General features: G+C 59.9%; 15 protein-coding genes. 5 read left to right on the top strand and 10 right to left on the bottom strand.

Going from position 1 to position 17,092, the window contains the following annotated elements; all coding sequences use genetic code 11:
* Positions 1-21: 21 nt before the first annotated feature.
* From ACM6G4_RS12190 to ACM6G4_RS12150, 9 genes are all read right to left on the bottom strand, one after another.
* Positions 22-939, bottom strand: a complete 918-nt coding sequence (locus ACM6G4_RS12190) for a LysR family transcriptional regulator (protein WP_056722740.1) — start codon at positions 937-939, stop codon at positions 22-24.
* A gap of 139 nt (positions 940-1,078) precedes the next feature.
* Complete coding sequence (locus tag ACM6G4_RS12185; RefSeq protein ID WP_056722738.1) at positions 1,079-2,209, bottom strand: glycosyltransferase family 4 protein; 1,131 nt, start codon at positions 2,207-2,209, stop codon at positions 1,079-1,081.
* On the bottom strand, positions 2,210-3,340 hold the full coding sequence (locus tag ACM6G4_RS12180; protein WP_056722736.1) for a glycosyltransferase family 4 protein: 1,131 nt from the start codon (positions 3,338-3,340) through the stop codon (positions 2,210-2,212).
* Positions 3,324-4,691 carry a glycosyltransferase family 4 protein gene (locus tag ACM6G4_RS12175; RefSeq protein WP_414913774.1) on the bottom strand — a complete coding sequence of 456 codons (1,368 nt, stop codon included), beginning with the start codon at positions 4,689-4,691 and terminating at the stop codon, positions 3,324-3,326. The genes ACM6G4_RS12180 and ACM6G4_RS12175 overlap by 17 nt, the downstream gene beginning before the upstream one ends.
* Entirely contained in the window at positions 4,688-5,941 is a 1,254-nt protein-coding gene (locus tag ACM6G4_RS12170; RefSeq protein ID WP_414913773.1) for an ABC transporter ATP-binding protein, read from the bottom strand. Before ACM6G4_RS12170 ends, ACM6G4_RS12175 begins: the two co-directional genes overlap by 4 nt.
* Positions 5,941-6,738: an ABC transporter permease gene (locus tag ACM6G4_RS12165; protein WP_056722729.1), complete on the bottom strand. Its 798-nt coding sequence runs from the start codon at positions 6,736-6,738 to the stop codon at positions 5,941-5,943. The genes ACM6G4_RS12170 and ACM6G4_RS12165 overlap by 1 nt, the downstream gene beginning before the upstream one ends.
* The gene (locus ACM6G4_RS12160; RefSeq protein ID WP_414913772.1) at positions 6,739-8,181 is read right to left on the bottom strand and encodes a mannose-1-phosphate guanylyltransferase/mannose-6-phosphate isomerase; all 1,443 of its coding nucleotides are present in this window, start codon (positions 8,179-8,181) and stop codon (positions 6,739-6,741) included. It abuts the gene before it with no gap.
* Positions 8,182-8,184: 3 nt separating this feature from the next.
* Complete coding sequence (gene gmd / locus ACM6G4_RS12155) at positions 8,185-9,156, bottom strand: GDP-mannose 4,6-dehydratase (RefSeq protein WP_056722724.1); 972 nt, start codon at positions 9,154-9,156, stop codon at positions 8,185-8,187.
* Positions 9,153-10,067 (bottom strand): GDP-mannose 4,6-dehydratase, encoded by a 915-nt coding sequence (locus tag ACM6G4_RS12150; RefSeq protein WP_056722753.1) that lies wholly within the window; start codon positions 10,065-10,067, stop codon positions 9,153-9,155. The genes gmd and ACM6G4_RS12150 overlap by 4 nt, the downstream gene beginning before the upstream one ends.
* Before the next feature lie 425 nt (positions 10,068-10,492).
* Between ACM6G4_RS12150 and ACM6G4_RS12145 the strand changes: the two genes are divergently transcribed.
* The 5 genes from ACM6G4_RS12145 to ACM6G4_RS12125 are packed head-to-tail and all read left to right on the top strand — an operon-like array spanning position 10,493 to position 16,221.
* Entirely contained in the window at positions 10,493-12,070 is a 1,578-nt protein-coding gene (locus ACM6G4_RS12145; RefSeq protein WP_414913771.1) for a glycosyltransferase, read from the top strand.
* A complete protein-coding gene (locus ACM6G4_RS12140; protein WP_414913770.1) occupies positions 12,064-13,359 on the top strand; it encodes a glycosyltransferase in 1,296 nt (431 codons plus the stop codon). The genes ACM6G4_RS12145 and ACM6G4_RS12140 overlap by 7 nt, the downstream gene beginning before the upstream one ends.
* Positions 13,356-14,240, top strand: coding sequence for a class I SAM-dependent methyltransferase (locus ACM6G4_RS12135; RefSeq protein WP_056722716.1), 885 nt, complete (start codon positions 13,356-13,358; stop codon positions 14,238-14,240). Before ACM6G4_RS12140 ends, ACM6G4_RS12135 begins: the two co-directional genes overlap by 4 nt.
* Complete coding sequence (locus tag ACM6G4_RS12130; RefSeq protein ID WP_056722714.1) at positions 14,237-15,394, top strand: acyltransferase family protein; 1,158 nt, start codon at positions 14,237-14,239, stop codon at positions 15,392-15,394. Before ACM6G4_RS12135 ends, ACM6G4_RS12130 begins: the two co-directional genes overlap by 4 nt.
* Complete coding sequence (locus tag ACM6G4_RS12125) at positions 15,388-16,221, top strand: class I SAM-dependent methyltransferase (RefSeq protein ID WP_056722712.1); 834 nt, start codon at positions 15,388-15,390, stop codon at positions 16,219-16,221. The genes ACM6G4_RS12130 and ACM6G4_RS12125 overlap by 7 nt, the downstream gene beginning before the upstream one ends.
* Positions 16,222-16,295: 74 nt before the next feature.
* On the opposite strand, the gene ACM6G4_RS12120 is transcribed toward ACM6G4_RS12125, so the two are convergent.
* Positions 16,296-17,084, bottom strand: a complete 789-nt coding sequence (locus ACM6G4_RS12120; protein ID WP_414913769.1) for an SDR family oxidoreductase — start codon at positions 17,082-17,084, stop codon at positions 16,296-16,298.
* Positions 17,085-17,092 lie beyond the last annotated feature (8 nt).

Genomic DNA, 17,092 nt, shown 5'->3' with positions numbered 1-17,092 from the left:
TCCCCGGCTCGCTCGCTGCGTTTAGTCCGTCAGCCGTTGTTGCAGGCTTTCGAGAAAGATCGTCTCGGCCCGGCTCATGCGCTGCTCGCGGTTCCACAGCAAATGAATGTCCACATCGGCAATCCCTTCGTGGGGCGGCAGGCGCCAGAGCAATCCGGCGTCGACGTCCGCCGCCACCACGTGTTCGGGTAAGCAACCGATACCGAAGCCGGCGATCACCAGTCGCCGGACTTCTTCCAGGCTCGGTGACGACGCGACGATACGGCCGCTGAAACCCTGCTGATCGCGAAAAATCGTCAACGGCGAGAGCATGCCGCCGATCTGGTCGCTGGTGAAGCTGACGAAGTTTTCCCGCTGCAAATCCCCTTCGGCGACGTCCTGTTGGCCGAACAATGCATGATGCTTGCCGCAGAAAAACGCATAGCGCTGACGCAGGAACAAACGCTGCTCCAGGCGCGGTTGCGGGCGCCGATTGAGGCTCAGGCCAAGGGTCGCGGTTTTTTCCTGGAGGGCGCTGACGATGTCGGAACTGCGCATCACATCGACTTCCAGATCCACTCGCGGGTGCTGTCGATGAAAGTCCGCAAGGAAGTCGTCGAAGCGCTCGGAGAAGATCCGGCTGATGATCAGCAACCGCACTTTGCCGATCACTTCATCGGCCGGTTGTTCCAGCACGCTGCTGACCTGGGACATTTGCCCGTAGATTTCCCCGGCCAGGGCGAAGATCTGCTCGCCGACTTCGGTCAGGGCAAAGCGTGGCCCGCGACGGGCAATCAGTTGGCGGCCCAGTTGTTCTTCCAGGCGCTTGAGTGCCTGGCTCACTGCCGGTTGCGTCAGGTGCAGGCGGGCGGCGGCGCGGCTGATGCTCTGCTCCTGGCCAATCACCCGAAAGGTGCGCAGCAGGTTCCAGTCCAGGCGGTCATTGAGCAGGCGTTGCATAGGCGCTCAGCAGAAAGTCAGGGGCCAATAGGGAGAGTCGACGGCTTGCACACATTCTGCGCAAGCCGTGGAGAATCTGCAGTCGCGGGATCGTAACACTGTTGGAGCGCAGCTGAGGCAATTCGGATCTGCAAAAAACTCATGCGTAGGCGAGGGCTTTTTCTTCCAGCAGTTCCTCATACAAGGCCGTCCATTTGCGGCCCATTTCATCCGCCGTGAACAGATTTTGATAACGGGCCTGGGCCTTCTCGCCCATTTGCGCCGCCAGCACCGGTTTTTCCCAAAGCGTGCGCATCGCCTCGCGAAATGCCGGTGGATTGCTCGGTGGCACCACCAGTCCGGTCTCGTTATGAATGTTGATGTAACTGGTGCCAGTGCCAATTTCACTGGAGATCATCGGTTTACCATACATCGCGCCTTCCAGCAGCGAAATGCCAAAGGCTTCGGAGCGCAGGTGCGATGGAAACACGATGGCATAGCTCAGTTGCAGCAGCGCTACTTTGTCCTCGTCCCCCAGACGCCCGAGGAAGTGAACATTGCGCAAACCCAAGGCGGCCGCCTGGGCATGCAGCTCTACTTCCAGTGGGCCGGCACCGACAATCACAGTCGGGTAATCCAGGTCCTTCAGGGCGTCGAGCAGGATGTGCAAACCTTTGTAGTAGCGCATCACACCCACAAACAGAAAGAACTTATCGCCTAGCTTTTGCCGCCAGTGAGCCGTTCGATCACTGTCCGGCTGAGGGTAACCTGTCTTGTTCAACCCATAGGGGATCACTCGGGTCTTGTGTTGAAACTGTTGCAACACATCACTGGTGTGCAGGTAATTGGGCGATGCAGCGACGATCCGGTCGGCGCTGTGCAGAAAGCGATTCATCAGCGGCCGGTAAAGTTTGAGCAGGTGTTTCTGGCGGATGATGTCCGAGTGGTACGTCACCACGCTGGGTTTGTTCAGGCCACTGGCGAAATGCACCAGGTCCATGAATGGCCATGGAAAGTGGTAATTGACCACGTCGGCCTCGGCTGCCAGCTCGCGAAACTGTTTGAAGACGCTCCAGGAAAACCCTGTGGAGGCGAACTGAATGTCGAGCCTGGCTCGATGGACTTCATGCTGGGCGATCTGCATCACCGGCGGTGTCGGATCGGCACTGAGCGTCAGCACCTTGCCTTCAACGCCGTGCAGGGCACCGCTTTCGCACAACTGGAAAATCACTTGTTCGATCCCGCCGACCGAGTCAGGCAGGTACGTCTTGAAAAAATGAAGAACTCGCATTCAACCTCCCATTGCCTGGCGGTAAGCGCTGGCCGTGACTTGCGCACAGCGTTCCCAGGTAAAAAGCCTTGCCTGTACCAACCCGGCTTCTCGGCATGCCTGCCAATGCGCTAGATCCTCGATCAGACGACTCATTGCATCGCGCAAGCCGTCGGTTTCATCCGGTTCAACATAGTTACCCGCAGAGCCTGCCACTTCGGGCATGGCTGAGCGACTGGTCAGAATGACCGGCGTGCCGCAGGCCATGGCCTCCAGCACCGGCAGGCCAAAACCTTCGTAAAGCGACGGAAAAATCAATGCCCGGGCACCGGCCAACAGCTGCGCAACGTGCTCGTCAGGCAGATAGCCGAGCAAACAGACATGACCGCAGGCCAGGGCCTGATGCAACTCTTCGCTGAACTGCTCGCGCTGCCAGCCGGCCATGCCGACGATCAGCAATGGAAAACGCTGACGGACTGATTCCGGCAATCGCGCGTGGGCGCGCAGGGCGAGGGACAGGTTCTTGCGCGGTTCCAGGGTACCGACACAGAGGAAGTATTCCCGCGCTTCGACGCCATGGGTCTTGAGTACGGCGTCGATAGCCTCGGGGAATCGCGGGTGAAAACGCGCGGCTACACCCAGCGGTGCGACGACAAATCGCTCGGCCGGTAATCCGAAATGCGCCTGGGCTTCGTCAGCAATGAACTGCGAGTCGGTAAGAATCAGGCTTGCCTGTCGCACGCCATCGGTCACGCGCCGTTCGATTTCTCGCAAGCGCGCCGGTGGCTGCGTTTCGGGATAGTGCAGGTGAGTCAGGTCATGCAGGGTGATGACGGTCGGGCCGTCGAACGACAGCGGCCACAAACTCGGTTCGTGATAGAGATCGATGGCTTGCGCGCGGCCTTGATCGAAGCGTTTCTGCTCCAGCCACCGTCGGGCCTGATAGGCGCCCGGGATCTGTCGCAGCAATGGTGTCAGCCGGGAATAGCCGGGCATGGCTGCCTCAGGCAGCACAGAGCTCCAGCCCCAGCCATGAAACAACGCCAGTTCAACATCCGGTTCACTCGCCAAGGCGTTCGCCAGTTCGGCGACGTAATGGCCGATGCCGGTACGTGGCGCCTGGAGTATCCGCGCGTTAAGGGCAATTCGCATGTTGCCTCTCTTGCATGAGCGGCACGTCTACAAGATTGCGCAGGGTGCGTGAAGCCAGTTGCGCACTGGCTTCACGCCAGCCGATCCAGCGCCAGTCCACGACGTCGCGAGTGGCCGGGAATTGACCGCTGTTCTCGAAACCAATGACCAGATCAGCCAGGCTTTTTGGCTCGGCCAGATCGAAGTACGCCATGAACTCGCCGCCTATTTCACGAAAGACCGCAATGTCGCTGCCCATGGCCGGCAGTCCACGCTGCATGGCTTCTACCAGCGGCAGGCCGAAGCCTTCCACAAAAGACGGAAACACCAGTGAGCTGGCATGGTGGTAGGCATGCTCGAGGCTGGTGTCGCTCAGGTCATTGAACATGAACAGTCGTTGGTTCAGTTGGGGGTGATTGCGTATCCGGGCCAGCAGCGCATCGCATTTCCAGCCGATTCGCCCGGCAATGCACAGGCGGGCATTGGAGCCTGCCGCCCAGGCCCGTTCGAAGGCGTCCAGCAGGTAGTCGTGGTTCTTGCGCGGTTCGATGGTACTGACCATCAAAAATACCGGTTCCGGCGTCGCGAACAGCCGCGCAAGACGCGGTTCCACGGCTTCGCTGACTTCGCTCAAATCAAGTTCGGAGCCCAGGTGGAAATAGTCGAACCACAATGCATTGGCCTTGGCCGAGCCCAGGCGGCGCTGAACCTCATCACGCACCTGGTCACGCACCGTGGCGGAAATGGCCACGTAGCCATCGGCGGTTTGAGTGATCCAGTCGAACCACTCGTTGAACACCTGCACCAGCCGTGTGTCGTAGAACTGTGGGTGAGTCAGGGGAATCAAATCGTAGATCACTGAAACAATGCCCACGCCTTCACGTTTGAGCTGTTCGGCAAACGGGAAAAAGTCGGTGTGCCAGGACGAATCCAGCAACACCAGTTGATCTCCCGGTTGGTGCTGCAGCGGCGTGCAACGTTTGGGCAGTTGATACTGGTTGATGCCCTCGATCACACGCAGTGGAAGGCCGAAACAGGTAACCGCTGTCACCCGGTAGGCCACGTGCAGCAGGCGCTTGATCACTCGCGAGTTGCTTCGGTTGTGCAGGCGCTGATGCAGTTGCCAGAAGCGGTGAGCCAAGCGCCCAAGTCGTCCGCCAAAGGTCATCAAGGCATCGAAAATCGGAATGTTCAGCGCGCCGAGTTTCAGTACCCGATAGAGTTTGCCTTTAAGCAATACAACCGGGATGCATTCAACGCCGTCCACAGACTCCGGTAGCTGATTGACGACGTTGCGCACCACTCGCTGAATGCCCGAATTGACCTTGGGGTGCTGGAATACGTGCGTGCACTCCACCAAAAGACGCGTCATGGCGTGATCTCCGGAGTGACCGGCGCGCTCGAGCGCGTGACAGTGGTCTTCGCGGCCAGCCACGAGCAGCCGACAAAATCTTCCTGGCGGTTGTTGATCACATGGAACACCAACCCGTAATCGCGCCACTCGAAGTTGCGGTCCAGGTGCGAGTCCAGGCGTGACAAGCTCAACGCCACGGAATAGTTACCCTTGCCCAACCCCATGACGAAAGCAAAGCGATAAGTTACGCGCTCGCCAGCCTGCAGATCGGTCAGCGCCTGATCCTGGCGATGGGTGTTGATGCCGTACATGGCCTGGCCCAGGCGATCCTTGATCATGAAGCCCAGTACCAGCCGTTCGATGTCCTGGCGAACCTCGACATTCACCTCCAGCACGACCGGCTGGCCGACTTCGGCGGCGTCGATGGAGCGTTCATTTTTGTCGAGCAAGCGTACGGTCAGAATCCTGGCTTCACCCGTTCCCGAAATGGTACTGAGCTGGCCGCCGGCGAGAGCTTCCTGGCGCACGGTCTGTCCCTCACGCTCGGCGAGCAGGGCGTTGTAGTAATCCATGACGGTTTCGGGCTTGTCGTGCATGGCCATATGGCCGTTTTCCAGGAGAATCGCCGAGTCGCAGATCGACTGAATCGCCCCACGGTCATGGGAGACGATCAGCAGCGTGGTACCGGCTTTGCGAAAGCTGCGGATGCGGTCGAAACTTTTGTGCTGAAAGTAGGCGTCGCCCACCGACAGTGCTTCGTCGACGATCAATATGTCCGGGCGCCGCGCGGTGGCCACGCTGAACGCCAGACGCATTTGCATACCGCTGGAATAGGTGCGCACCGGGTGGTCGATGGCGTCGCCTATTTCCGCGAAACGTTCGATTTCCGGCATCAACGCTTCTATCTCTTCGACCTGCATGCCCAGCAGTTGCCCGGCCATGACCGCATTCTGCCGACCGGTAAAGTCCGCATGAAAACCCATGCCCAATTCCAGCAGGGCGGCGACGCTGCCTTCGAGCTCAATGGTTCCGCAGGTGGGTTGGGTGGTGCCGGTGATCATCTTCAACAAGGTGCTTTTGCCGGCACCGTTGATCCCGACGATACCCACCGATTCTCCGGGGGCAATCTGGAAGGTCACGTCCTGTAGCACCCAGTGCTGACGATGGCGGATCGGCGAGAACGGGACCAGCCATTCAACCAGTCGACTCCAGCGTGTAGGGTATTGTTTATAGGCCTTGCCCAGGCCGGTGACGCGTATGTGTCCCATCAGAGTTCATCCACCATTTCACCGACTCTCTGCCGAAACAGCCGCAACCCGATGAAGAAGAGCAATACGCTGGCGACCATGATCGGCAGCAGCGAACTCCAGACAGGCCATTGGCCGTACAGGAAGATGTTCTGGTAGCTGGTGATCAGGTTGGTCAGGGGATTGAGTTGCAGCAAGCGCTGCACCCAATCGGGCAGGATGCTCATCGGATAAACGATTGGCGTCAGCCAGAACCAGAATTGCAGACAGATGGCGAAAAATTGCCCGACATCGCGAAAAAACACATTCAATACGCCAAGAATAATCCCCAGCCCGGCACAGAACATCACCTGTAATACCAATAGAGGAATGAGCGCCAACAGCACAAGGCCCGGTAGTCGACCGGTGATCAACAGAAAGCCGAGGAACAGGCTGATGATGATTGCGAAGTTGATACCGGCATTCAACAGCACGATCACGGGCAAGCAGATCCGTGGGAAGCTGATTTTTTTCAGCAGATTGGCGTTATCCAGAAACATGTTCTGGCTGCGCACCGTGATTTCTGCAAACAGTCCCCAGGTCAACAACCCGGCGCAGAGATAGATGCTGTAGGCCATGCCGTCATCTACCCCTGGCAAACGGGCACGCATGATGTGGGAAAAAATCACGGTGTAGACAATGATCATCGACAGCGGATTGAGCACGGTCCACAGGGCACCGAACAACGAATTGCGATAACGCGCCTGAAACTCTCGCTGGACGCTACCGAGGATGAACCCCCGATAGCTGCTCAGCGTGCGGTAAAGGGAAAGCAGCATTCAAACCGTCCTGCCGTATTGATCTTCGAAGCGGACGATGTCGTCCTCTCCCAGGTATTCGCCGCTTTGCACTTCGATGATCACAAGGTCGATCACGCCGGGATTCTCCAGGCGATGCTTGTGACCGGCGGCAATGAAGGTCGATTCGTTCTTGGCCACCAGATGAGTGCCGGTGCCATTGTTGGTGACCTTGGCCATGCCTTCGACCACCACCCAGTGTTCATTGCGATGGTGGTGCATCTGCAACGACAACTTGGCACCGGGCTTGACCACGATGCGTTTGATCTTGAAGCGCGGGCCTTCCTCCAGGACGGTGTAGGTGCCCCAAGGCCGGCTGACCGTACGGTGCAGGCGATAGGCTTCGTGCTCTTTGTCCTTGAGTTGCCTGGCCACCCGGCGCACATCCTGGGCGCGGTCGGCGTGGGCCACCAGCACCGCGTCGGCGGTGTCGACGATAATCAGGTTATCCACGCCCACGGTCGCGACCAGACGGTTGTCGCTCTGGACGAAGTTGTTGTGGCTGTCGATGAAAACCGACTCGCCGACGGTGCGGTTGTTTTGTGCATCCGCCGGTACCAGTGCGGCCACCGCACCCCAGGAGCCGATGTCGCTCCAGTCGAAACGGGCGGGCACGACGACCACCTTGTCGGAGCGCTCCATCAACGCATAGTCGATGGAAATGTCCATGATTTCGCCGAACAGGGCCGGCGACAGTTCCTGCTGCAGGCTCCCCGCGTTTTCCACCGCGGCGCTGGCGGCCATGCAGGTCTGCGCCTGCTCCAGCAAGTCGGGAGCATGGATTTGCAGTTCGGCCAGTACGCTGGCAACCGAGAAGCAGAACATCCCGGAGTTCCACAGGAAATTGCCGCTTTCCAGGTAATGAGTCGCGGTTTGCAGGTCCGGTTTTTCGACGAAACGCCGCACGCCGGCAGCGCCTTTGTCGTCCAGCGGTGTGCCGGCTTCAATGTAGCCAAAACCGGTTTCCGGAGCGGTCGGCACCACACCGAAGGTCACCAGGTGACCGCTCCTGGCCAATGTCATGGCATGCTCGACCGCCTCCTTGAGCGCATCGACATTGACGATCAGATGGTCGGCGGGCATGACCAGCATGATCGCCTCGTCGCCATGCAGGGCCTGGAGGGAGAGGGCGGCGGCAGCGATGGCCGGCGCCGTGTTGCGCCCCGTCGGCTCCAGCAGGAAGTGCCCGCGATGACGGCCCAGGTGCGCGTCCCGAAAGTGATCCTTGCTCTGGAAGTAGTAATCGCGGTTGGTCACCGTGACGATATCGCCCCAGCCGTCGAGCAGGTCCGCGGCACGCCGATAGGTCTTGCCCAGAAGCGATTGGCCGTCAGGCAAGGCCATGAACGGTTTGGGATGGCCTTCACGCGACACCGGCCACAACCTTGTCCCGGCACCGCCGGAGAGAATCACGGGAATCAGCATGGCCTACTCCTTGGCGACGCGTTTCATGTCCGCATCCATCATCATGCGGATCAAGGTATCCAGGTCGGTTTTTGGTTTCCAGCCCAGCACACGCTGGGCCTTGGCCGGGTTGCCGAGCAGCACTTCGACTTCGGCCGGGCGGAAGAACGCCGGGTCGATCTTCACGAAGTCGCGGTAGTTCAGGCCTACGTGATCGAAGGCGATCCGGCACATCTCGCGCACCGTGGTGGTCACGCCGGTGGCCACCACGAAGTCGTCGGGTTTGTCCTGTTGCAGCATCAGCCACATGGCTTCGACGTAGTCCCCGGCAAAGCCCCAGTCGCGCTTGGCGTCGATGTTGCCCAGGCGCAGTTCCTGCTGCTTGCCCTGCTTGATGCGGGCGGCGGCGTCGGTGACTTTGCGCGTCACGAACTCGATGCCGCGCAGCGGAGACTCATGGTTGAACAGAATGCCGCTGCTGGCATGCAGGTTGAAACTTTCGCGGTAGTTCACGGTGATCCAGTGGCCGTACAACTTGGCCACGCCATAAGGGCTGCGTGGATAGAACGGCGTGTTCTCGTCCTGCTGCTCGGCCTGGATCAGACCGAACATTTCGCTGGTGGACGCCTGGTAGAAACGCGTGTGCGGGCTGAACTGACGAATCGCTTCGAGCAAGTGGGTAACACCCAGGCCGTCGACGATGCCGGTGGTCACCGGTTGATCCCAGGAGGCCGCGACAAAGCTTTGCGCGGCGAGGTTGTAGACCTCGTCCGGCGCCGACTTGATCACCGCGCGCTGCACAGAACAGGCATCGGCCATGTCGCCATCCAGGTAGACGATGTCCGCCTCGACCCCCATCTCGCGCAAGCGCCAGCGCGAGTCGCTGCTGCGGCGCGCGACCAGGCCGTGGACCTTGTAACCCTTGTCGAGCAGCAGCTTGGCCAGATACGCGCCATCCTGGCCGGTGATGCCTGTGATCAATGCACTTTTAGTCATACTTGTCGTACTCGCGTCTCCCAGTCGGACAGGATCGCCCGCAGGGATTGTTGTGTTGTGATTTCAGATTTCCATCCAGTGGTTTCGACCAGCCTGGCAGGGCTGCCGCACACGCGGCGCTGATCCGCGCGGCGAAGTCGCGCAGGGTCCTGGACCAGTTGCAGGTCGACCTGGGCAAGATCTGCCAGCTGTTCGATCAGGCGGCGAATGCTCTGCTCGCGCCCCGAGCAAATGTTGTAGACCTGCCCCGGCGTACCTTTTTCCAGCAAGGCCAGGTAAGCCGAGACCACGTCCCCGACATCAAGGAAATCGCGCGTGACGTCGATGTCCCCGACCTCCAGTTGGGGCCCTTGCAGGCCTTGCTTGATCCGGCAGATCTGACGTGCGGCGCTGGCGATGACGAAGCTGTCTTTCTGCCCTGTGCCGATGTGGTTGAACGGGCGGGCGACCAGTACGGGCCAGTCTTCGCTCAGGCCCCACTGCAAACTCAGGAACTCTGCCGACAGTTTGCTCACGGCATAGGGATTGCGCGGGCAGGGTGGTTGCAATTCAGTGATGGGCAGATGCTCTTCAGCGACCTGGCCATAGACATCGCCGGAGCTGACGTACAGAAACGTGCCGTTGAAGCCGCGCGCCTTGAGAGCTTGCAGCAGGTTCAGGGTGCCCAGCAGATTGATGTTCAGCGTGCGCGCCGGATCACGAAAGGCCTCCGGGACGAAAGTCTGGCCGGCCAGGTGGATCACCGCATCGGGCATTTCCGGCCACAAGCCTTCAAGGCTGTCCGGCGCAGAGAGATCGTAGCGGCAAGGAACAGGCAGCAGCTTCCATTCCGAATTCTCAGCCTGCAAACGCGATTGGATGTGTTGTCCTACAAATCCAGTCAGACCCGTGACAAATAGACGTTTTCTCAACAGCGACCCCCGGGTCATACATTTCATCCATTTCCTAAAGGCTTAATGGAAGGGTCTCACGAACCAACAGGATTACTCATGAAGACGGACGAAATGTTTTGTTGTAGTTGTTTGGTATCCAATCTGTGCCATTTGCTCGGCAATTTCAACAAGTCCAATAGTGACTGGCCAGTTCTCGTCAGCGTAGCCTGATTTATTCTCGTCGGGCGGTTCACGAATCCTCAACGGATGTGGTTAGAATGCCCCTCGTCACGATTATCCGGGGTTCGGCAGCGTCGCTTCGAAACTGCGAGAAACTGACCACTAAAACAAGAACGAAGACGGGCAGCAAGACGATGGGCGAGCGCCAGTAAACACTGACTCGAACCGTATCCTCCCCGTCATAGCGTGAGGCTGCCGGGATGGCGGCCTCACCGTGGGATGCCATGAATTTCATTCTTTACTCCGACGTCAACGACAGCTCCATCAGCCAGAGTCTCGGCCGTCCCGAGTACAGTTACTACTTCGTGCTCAAGGCCTATCGCCCTGTGCTCGAAAGCCTGGGGCGAGTGCATGTGGTGTCCTCTACCGCCGAGGTCGATCCGCTCTACAAACAATTATTGGCCGCTGACGAAGACAGTCTGTTCCTGTCGTTTACGCCGCCGCAGAAAACCCCGAACGACCTTGAGTGCCCGACGATTTGCGTGGTGGCCTGGGAGTTTGATTCGATTCCCGATGAACAATGGGATAACGACCCGCGCCAGGACTGGACGCAAATGCTGGCGCGGCAGGGCCGGGTGATCACGCTCTCCAGCCATACCGCCCGGGCGATTCGTCGGGCCATGGGCGAAGACTTCCCGGTACTGGTGTTGCCGACGCCGTTGTGGGAAAACTTCGCCGACATTCGTAGTCGCCACACCAGCGTCCCGATCTGCGCCGGCTCGACCCTGGACATCAAGGGTTGCATCTTCGATACGCGCACACTCGGGCTGAGCGCCGATGCACTGATTCCCGTCGTGCCGACCGCCGAGGAACTGGCGGCGCTCGAGGCTGAACTGGAGGCATTGAAGCCACCGCCGCTGACACTCAAGCGCCGCTTGGTGATTGCCCGCCATTACCTGCATATGTGGCGCCTGGACAAAGGTAAATCGCTGCCGATCCCGGTGCATCGCACGCATTTTCTAAGCCAGTGGTACTGGGAAGGGATTCGCGACTTGTTGTCGCAAGCCGCCCATGAGCGTCTCGCTGGCTGGTTGCCGGCCATCGCCGGCCCGCAGACGATGGCAGTCCCCGAGCCAGAACCGCGACAGTGGCCGGATACCACAGCCCTGGTCGAAACACAGGTTGACGGTGTGGTGTATGTCACCGTGTTCAACCCGCGTGACGGTCGCAAGAATTGGCATCAACTGATCACTGCATTCTGCTGGGCGTTCCGCGAAACGCCTGATGCGACACTGGTGCTGAAGATTACCCAAAGCGATCTGTCGTCCTACCACGACGAACTGATGACGTTGCTCGCGCAGCTTTCTCCGTTCGCCTGTCGGGTGGTGGTCATGCACGGCTACCTGGACGACCCGCAATATGCCCGGTTGTACGAGGCCGCCAGTTACTACGTCAATGCCTCGCGCTGCGAAGGGCTGTGCCTGCCGCTGATGGAGTTCATGGCCAGTGGTAAACCGGTGATTGCCCCGGATCACACGGCCATGGAGGACTACATCGATGAACGTGTGGCGTTTGTGGTCAAGTCCAGCGAGGAGCTGACCATCTGGCCGCAGGACTCTCGCATCATCTACCGCACCCTGCGTTACCGGCCGGATTGGGGTTCGCTGAAAACCGCTTACGAAAACAGCTACCGCCTGGCCAAGGAGCAACCGCTGGAGTATCAGCGCATGTCCCTCGCCGCCGTCGAGCGCATGCACGATTACTGCGCTTTCGCTCCGGTGCAGAAACGCATGGCGGATTTTTTCGGGCTGGCGCCACAGGCTTTGCCGACAGCAACCGTGACGGATACCGCCTCATGCTGATCATCATTCATTCGGAAACCAACCAGCACACCATTGCCCAGAACCTTGGCCGCTCGGAGTACAGCTATTACTTCGTGCTCAAGGAGTACCGACCCGTGCTGGAGCGGCTGGGGCGAGTGGTAGAAGTCAGCGACCCGCGGACCGAAGTCGATGTCTTGTACATGGACTGTTTGTCCCGTGGTGAAGCGTGCGTGTTCCTGTCGTTCTCACCGCCTCATCGCACGCCGGTCAATTTCGCCTGCCCGACGCTGCCGGTGTTCGCGTGGGAATTCAGCACCATCCCCAACGAACCCTTTGCCGGTGACCCGCTCAATGACTGGCGCACGGTGTTGCGGGCAGCGGGTGCGGCGATTACCCATTCCAGCTACACCGTGAATGCGGTGCGCGAGGCGATGGGCGACGACTATCCGGTCATCGCGGTACCGGCCCCGGTATGGGACCGTTTTTCCGAGCGCGGCGCCCACTTGCAACGTCAGCCCTTGGCCAGTCAGGTGCGTTTGACGCTCAAGGGGTTACTGGCAGACAGCCGCGAACTCGACTTGCGAGCCTTCGGCCCCGTGGCCACTCGCCAAGGTGCGGGTATTGATTTCAAGGCCCCGCCGAGTGAGCACGAGTTGGTCCTCGACGGCGTGATTTACACCTCGGTGTTCAACCCAAGTGACGGGCGCAAGAACTGGGAAGACATGCTCAGTGCCTTTTGCGTGACGTTTCGCGAGGTGGACGACGCAACGCTGGTGCTCAAACTGACGCACCACGATGCCGAAGAAGCGCTGACCGATATCCTTCACCACTTGTACAAAAACCAGTCTTACCGCTGCCGGGTCGTGCTGATTTACGGCTATCTGGCTGACGCGGACTATGAGCAGCTGGTGCAAGCCACGAGTTACGTGGTCAACACGTCCTATGGCGAAGGCCAATGTCTTCCGCTGATGGAGTTCATGTCCTGTGGCAAACCGGCGGTGGCGCCACGGACCACGGCGATGCTCGATTATCTGGATGCCGATAATGCATTCCTGATTGACTCCACCGATGAGCTGACGGCCTGGCCTCATGACCCGCGCAGGGCGTTTCGCACCTTGCGCTACGTCACCAATTGGGCGTCGTTGTGCAGGGCTTACCAATCAAGCTATGACGTGGCCAAGGGGGATCCCGGGCGTTATGCACAGATGTCCGCGCACGCAGTGGCCAGCCTCAGTAAGTTCTGCAGTCAGGCCACTGCCGGGCAACGGCTTGGCGTATTTTTTGAGCGCCTGTTCGAGAACCGTGCCGTGGAAACCCCTGAGGCATGATTCGCGCATGGGTCAGACGTTTCTTTGCAGAGACGAAACCCGAGCCACGGCCCGCGCCGTCGCCGGTCGAGCAATCCCGTGTGTCGCCAAGAGACGTGGGCTTGCATGATGCAATGCATGACGGCTGGTTTTCGGGCGACAGCGGCGAATTGCTCAAAGGCTTTGCCATTACCGCCGACGACACTTTGCTGGATGTCGGTTGTGGCGAAGGGGTTGCGACCTTGTTTGCGGTGCGTCAAGGCGCGTCGGTGATCTTCACCGACAGTGAGCACGACAAGGTCCGCGACCTGGCGCGGCAAGTGGACGCGCAGTCGGATAAAGCGAATCTCGGTCTGGTCAGCAACAGCCTGCCGCTGCCTCTGGCCGATGGTTGCGCGAGCAAAGTCGTGTGCATGGAAGTGCTCGAACACATCGACCAGCCAGAACCCTTCATGGCCGAACTCGTGCGCATGGGTCGCCCCGGTGCACTGTACCTGCTGAGCGTACCGTCCCCGGTGGGCGAGCATCTGCAGAAAGGCATTGCCCCTGCCAGCTATTTTCAATCGCCCAATCACGTGCAGATTTTCAGCCCCGAGCGATTCGCCGCGCTGGTGGAAGACGCGGGCCTGGTCATCGAGCATCGTCAAGCCACCGGGTTTTTCTGGGTCATGGGCATGATTTTTTTCTGGGCCAGCGAGCGGGCTGCCGGGCGTGAACTGGGTGGCGCGGTTCGCGACCGGATTCAGGCGCCTTATCCGCCGCTGATGGAGAGCTGGGCGAAAACCTGGCAGGACTTGCTGGCCCAGCCCGACGGGTTGGCGATCAAGCAGATGCTGGACCGGTTCATGCCCAAGAGCCAGGTCATCATCGCCCGCAAACCCCATGTCCAGGAGGGCGCATGAGCAACGAAAAACGGATCATGGACATCGAGTTGCTGCGCGGCATAGCGGTGCTTGGCGTGCTGTTTCATCACCTGCAGGACAGCCTGTTCGCGGCGGCTGTGCCGTTGTTCCAGGCCATCACGTTGTACAGCCAGCCGTGGTGGGGCGTGGATCTGTTTTTTGCGATCTCGGGCTTCGTCATTGCCCGCAGCCTGATCCCGGCCTTGCGCCGTTGCACCACGGGTCAAGAGTATTGGCAACAGACGCGCAATTTCTGGTTGCGCCGGGCCTTTCGATTGCTGCCGTCGGCCTGGCTGTGGCTGGCGCTGATGTTGCTGGCATGCCTTTTCCTCAACCGCTCCGGCGCGTTCGGTACCCTGCACGCGAACATTCAGGCGACGCTGGCCGGCATCGCCCAGTACGCCAACTTCCGCTTTGCCGACAGTTTTTATCGCTACGAGTACGGCACCAGTTTCGTGTACTGGAGCCTGTCGCTGGAAGAGCAGTTCTACCTGCTGTTTCCACTGATGATCGTGCTGTTTCGCAAGCACCTGGTGTGGGCGTTGCTGGCGCTGGTGGCTGTGCAATTGTTGACCTTGCGCACGCCGATCCTGATGGTGGTGCGCACCGACGCGCTGGCCCTTGGCGTGCTGTTGGCGATGTGGAGCGTGCAGCCTTCATATCGGCGCTGGGAGCCGACTTTCCTGCGTCGCCCCTGGGCCGGCTTGTCGGCATTGCTTGGCGTTGCACTGGTGCTCGGTTTCATGGCAACGGACCGTTTCACCTTTACCCATTACCGGATCGGTGTGATTGCGCTGTTGTGTGCGCTGCTGGTGTGGATCGCGTCCTACAACCGTGATTACCTGATGCCCAAGGGAATGTTCAAGAACCTGATGACCTGGGTCGGCAGTCGCTCCTACGGGATTTACCTGATCCATATCCCGGCCTACTTGCTGGTTCGTGAGTTCATTTTCCGGTTACAGGCTGCCGGGCTGCCCAGTCCGGCTGGCCATCCGATTCTGATGTTGCTGATGGCTGGCAGCCTGATCGTGCTGCTGAGCGAACTCAACTATCGCTTCATTGAAATGCCCATGCGCAACCGCGGCGCCTCGCTGGTCAAACGCCTGGGCACCTCCCGAACAGCCGTCCCATCCTCTGGAGCCACCTCATGCTGAGCCTTTTGAAGAAACTCACGGCGGGCACGCCCGCGCCTGTGCAGCCAGAGGCACCGCCCGCGGCGCCAGTGGCGGAGAAGGTCGATCCCTACATGCTCGGCCTGCACGACGCGATGCTCAGCGGCTGGTTCAATCAGCAGACTGGCGAACTGTTCACCGGTTTCCCGGTGACCCCCGAGGACACGCTGCTCGATGTTGGCTGCGGCGACGGCGGCAACGTGCATTTCTGCGGGATGCGCGGGGCGAAGATCATCATCGCTGATATCGACGCGGCCAAGGTCGAAGCGACCCGCCTGCGCCTTAGCGATACACCGGCCCGCGACGTCGAATGCCACGTCACCGACTGCAACCCGCTGCCGATTGCCGATGGGACCGCCACGCGGGTGGTGTCCACCGAAGTCATCGAGCACGTGGACGATCCGGCGCAGTTCCTCGCTGAGCTGGTGCGCGTCGGTAAACCGGGCGCGCTGTATCTGCTGAGCGTCCCGCACCCCAGCTCCGAAGACCTGCAGAAAGATATCGCGGCGGCCGAGTATTTCCAGAAGCCCAATCACATCCGCATCATCAGCGAAGCGCAGTTCAAGGCCATGGTCAGCGATGCCGGCCTGGAAGTGATCAGCCACAGCCAGTACGGGTTCTACTGGTCGATGTGGATGCTGTTGTTCTGGGAAGCCAAGGTCGATTTCAGCAACCCGGACCATCCGTTGCTCAACCACTGGGCGGATACCTGGCAGGCGATCCTGGCTTCGCCACGGGGGGCACAGATCAAGCAGGCGCTGGATGCGGTGGTGGCGAAAAGTCAGGTGATCATTGCGCGCAAGCCCTGATCAGCAAAGCTCACCCGGGCGAGGCCGCGAACTCAAGCCTGATCGCCCGGGTACACCCACATAGCCCTTGCCCATTATTGGCTAGAGCGAACAGCCCCACCATCAATCAACAGGTTCTGCCCGGTCAGGTAGCCCGCATGGCTGCTGCAGACGAAGGCACAGAGGGCACCGAACTCCTCGGCTGAACCGAAGCGTTTGGCGGGAATTTCGCTACGGCATTGGTCAAGGAACACCTCACTGTCCTGCCCCGACTCCTGGGCCGCCGCGACCAGGTTGTCACGCAGTCGATCGGTGTCGAACGAGCCTGGTTGCAGGTTGTTGATCGTCACATTGCGACTGGCAATGTTTTCTTGCCGGGCAAGCCCTGCGACAAACCCAGTCAGGCCACTGCGCGCACCATTGGACAGGCCCAGGCTTTCGATAGGGGACTTCACGGCACTCGAGGTGATGTTGATGATTCGACCAAATCCACGTGCCGCCATACCGTCGACCGTTGCCTTGATCAACTCGATAGGCGTCAGCATGTTGGCATCCAGCGCCTTGAGCCAGATGTCGCGATTCCATTCGCGGAAATCCCCGGGGGGAGGGCCCCCGGCATTGTTGATCAGGATATCGAAATGCCCGTGGGCCTTGAGCGCTGCCGCCCGACCCTCGGGCGTCGAAATGTCTCCAGCGACGGCGATGACCGTCACTTCAGGGTTTATCGCCCTGAGCTGACGGGCTGTTTCATTCAGCGCCTGTTCGCCCCGTGCGGTGATCACCACGTTCACGCCTTCGTTGACGAGAGCCTGTGCACAGGCTTTTCCCAGACCTTTGCTGGCGGCGCATACCAGTGCCCAGCGTCCTGCTATTCCCAGATTCATGTACGTTT

This window comes from Pseudomonas sp. IT-P258 (assembly GCF_949767825.1).
Taxonomy (GTDB): Bacteria; Pseudomonadota; Gammaproteobacteria; order Pseudomonadales; family Pseudomonadaceae; genus Aquipseudomonas; species Aquipseudomonas monachiensis.
This window is presented reverse-complemented; position numbering and strand designations above follow the sequence as displayed.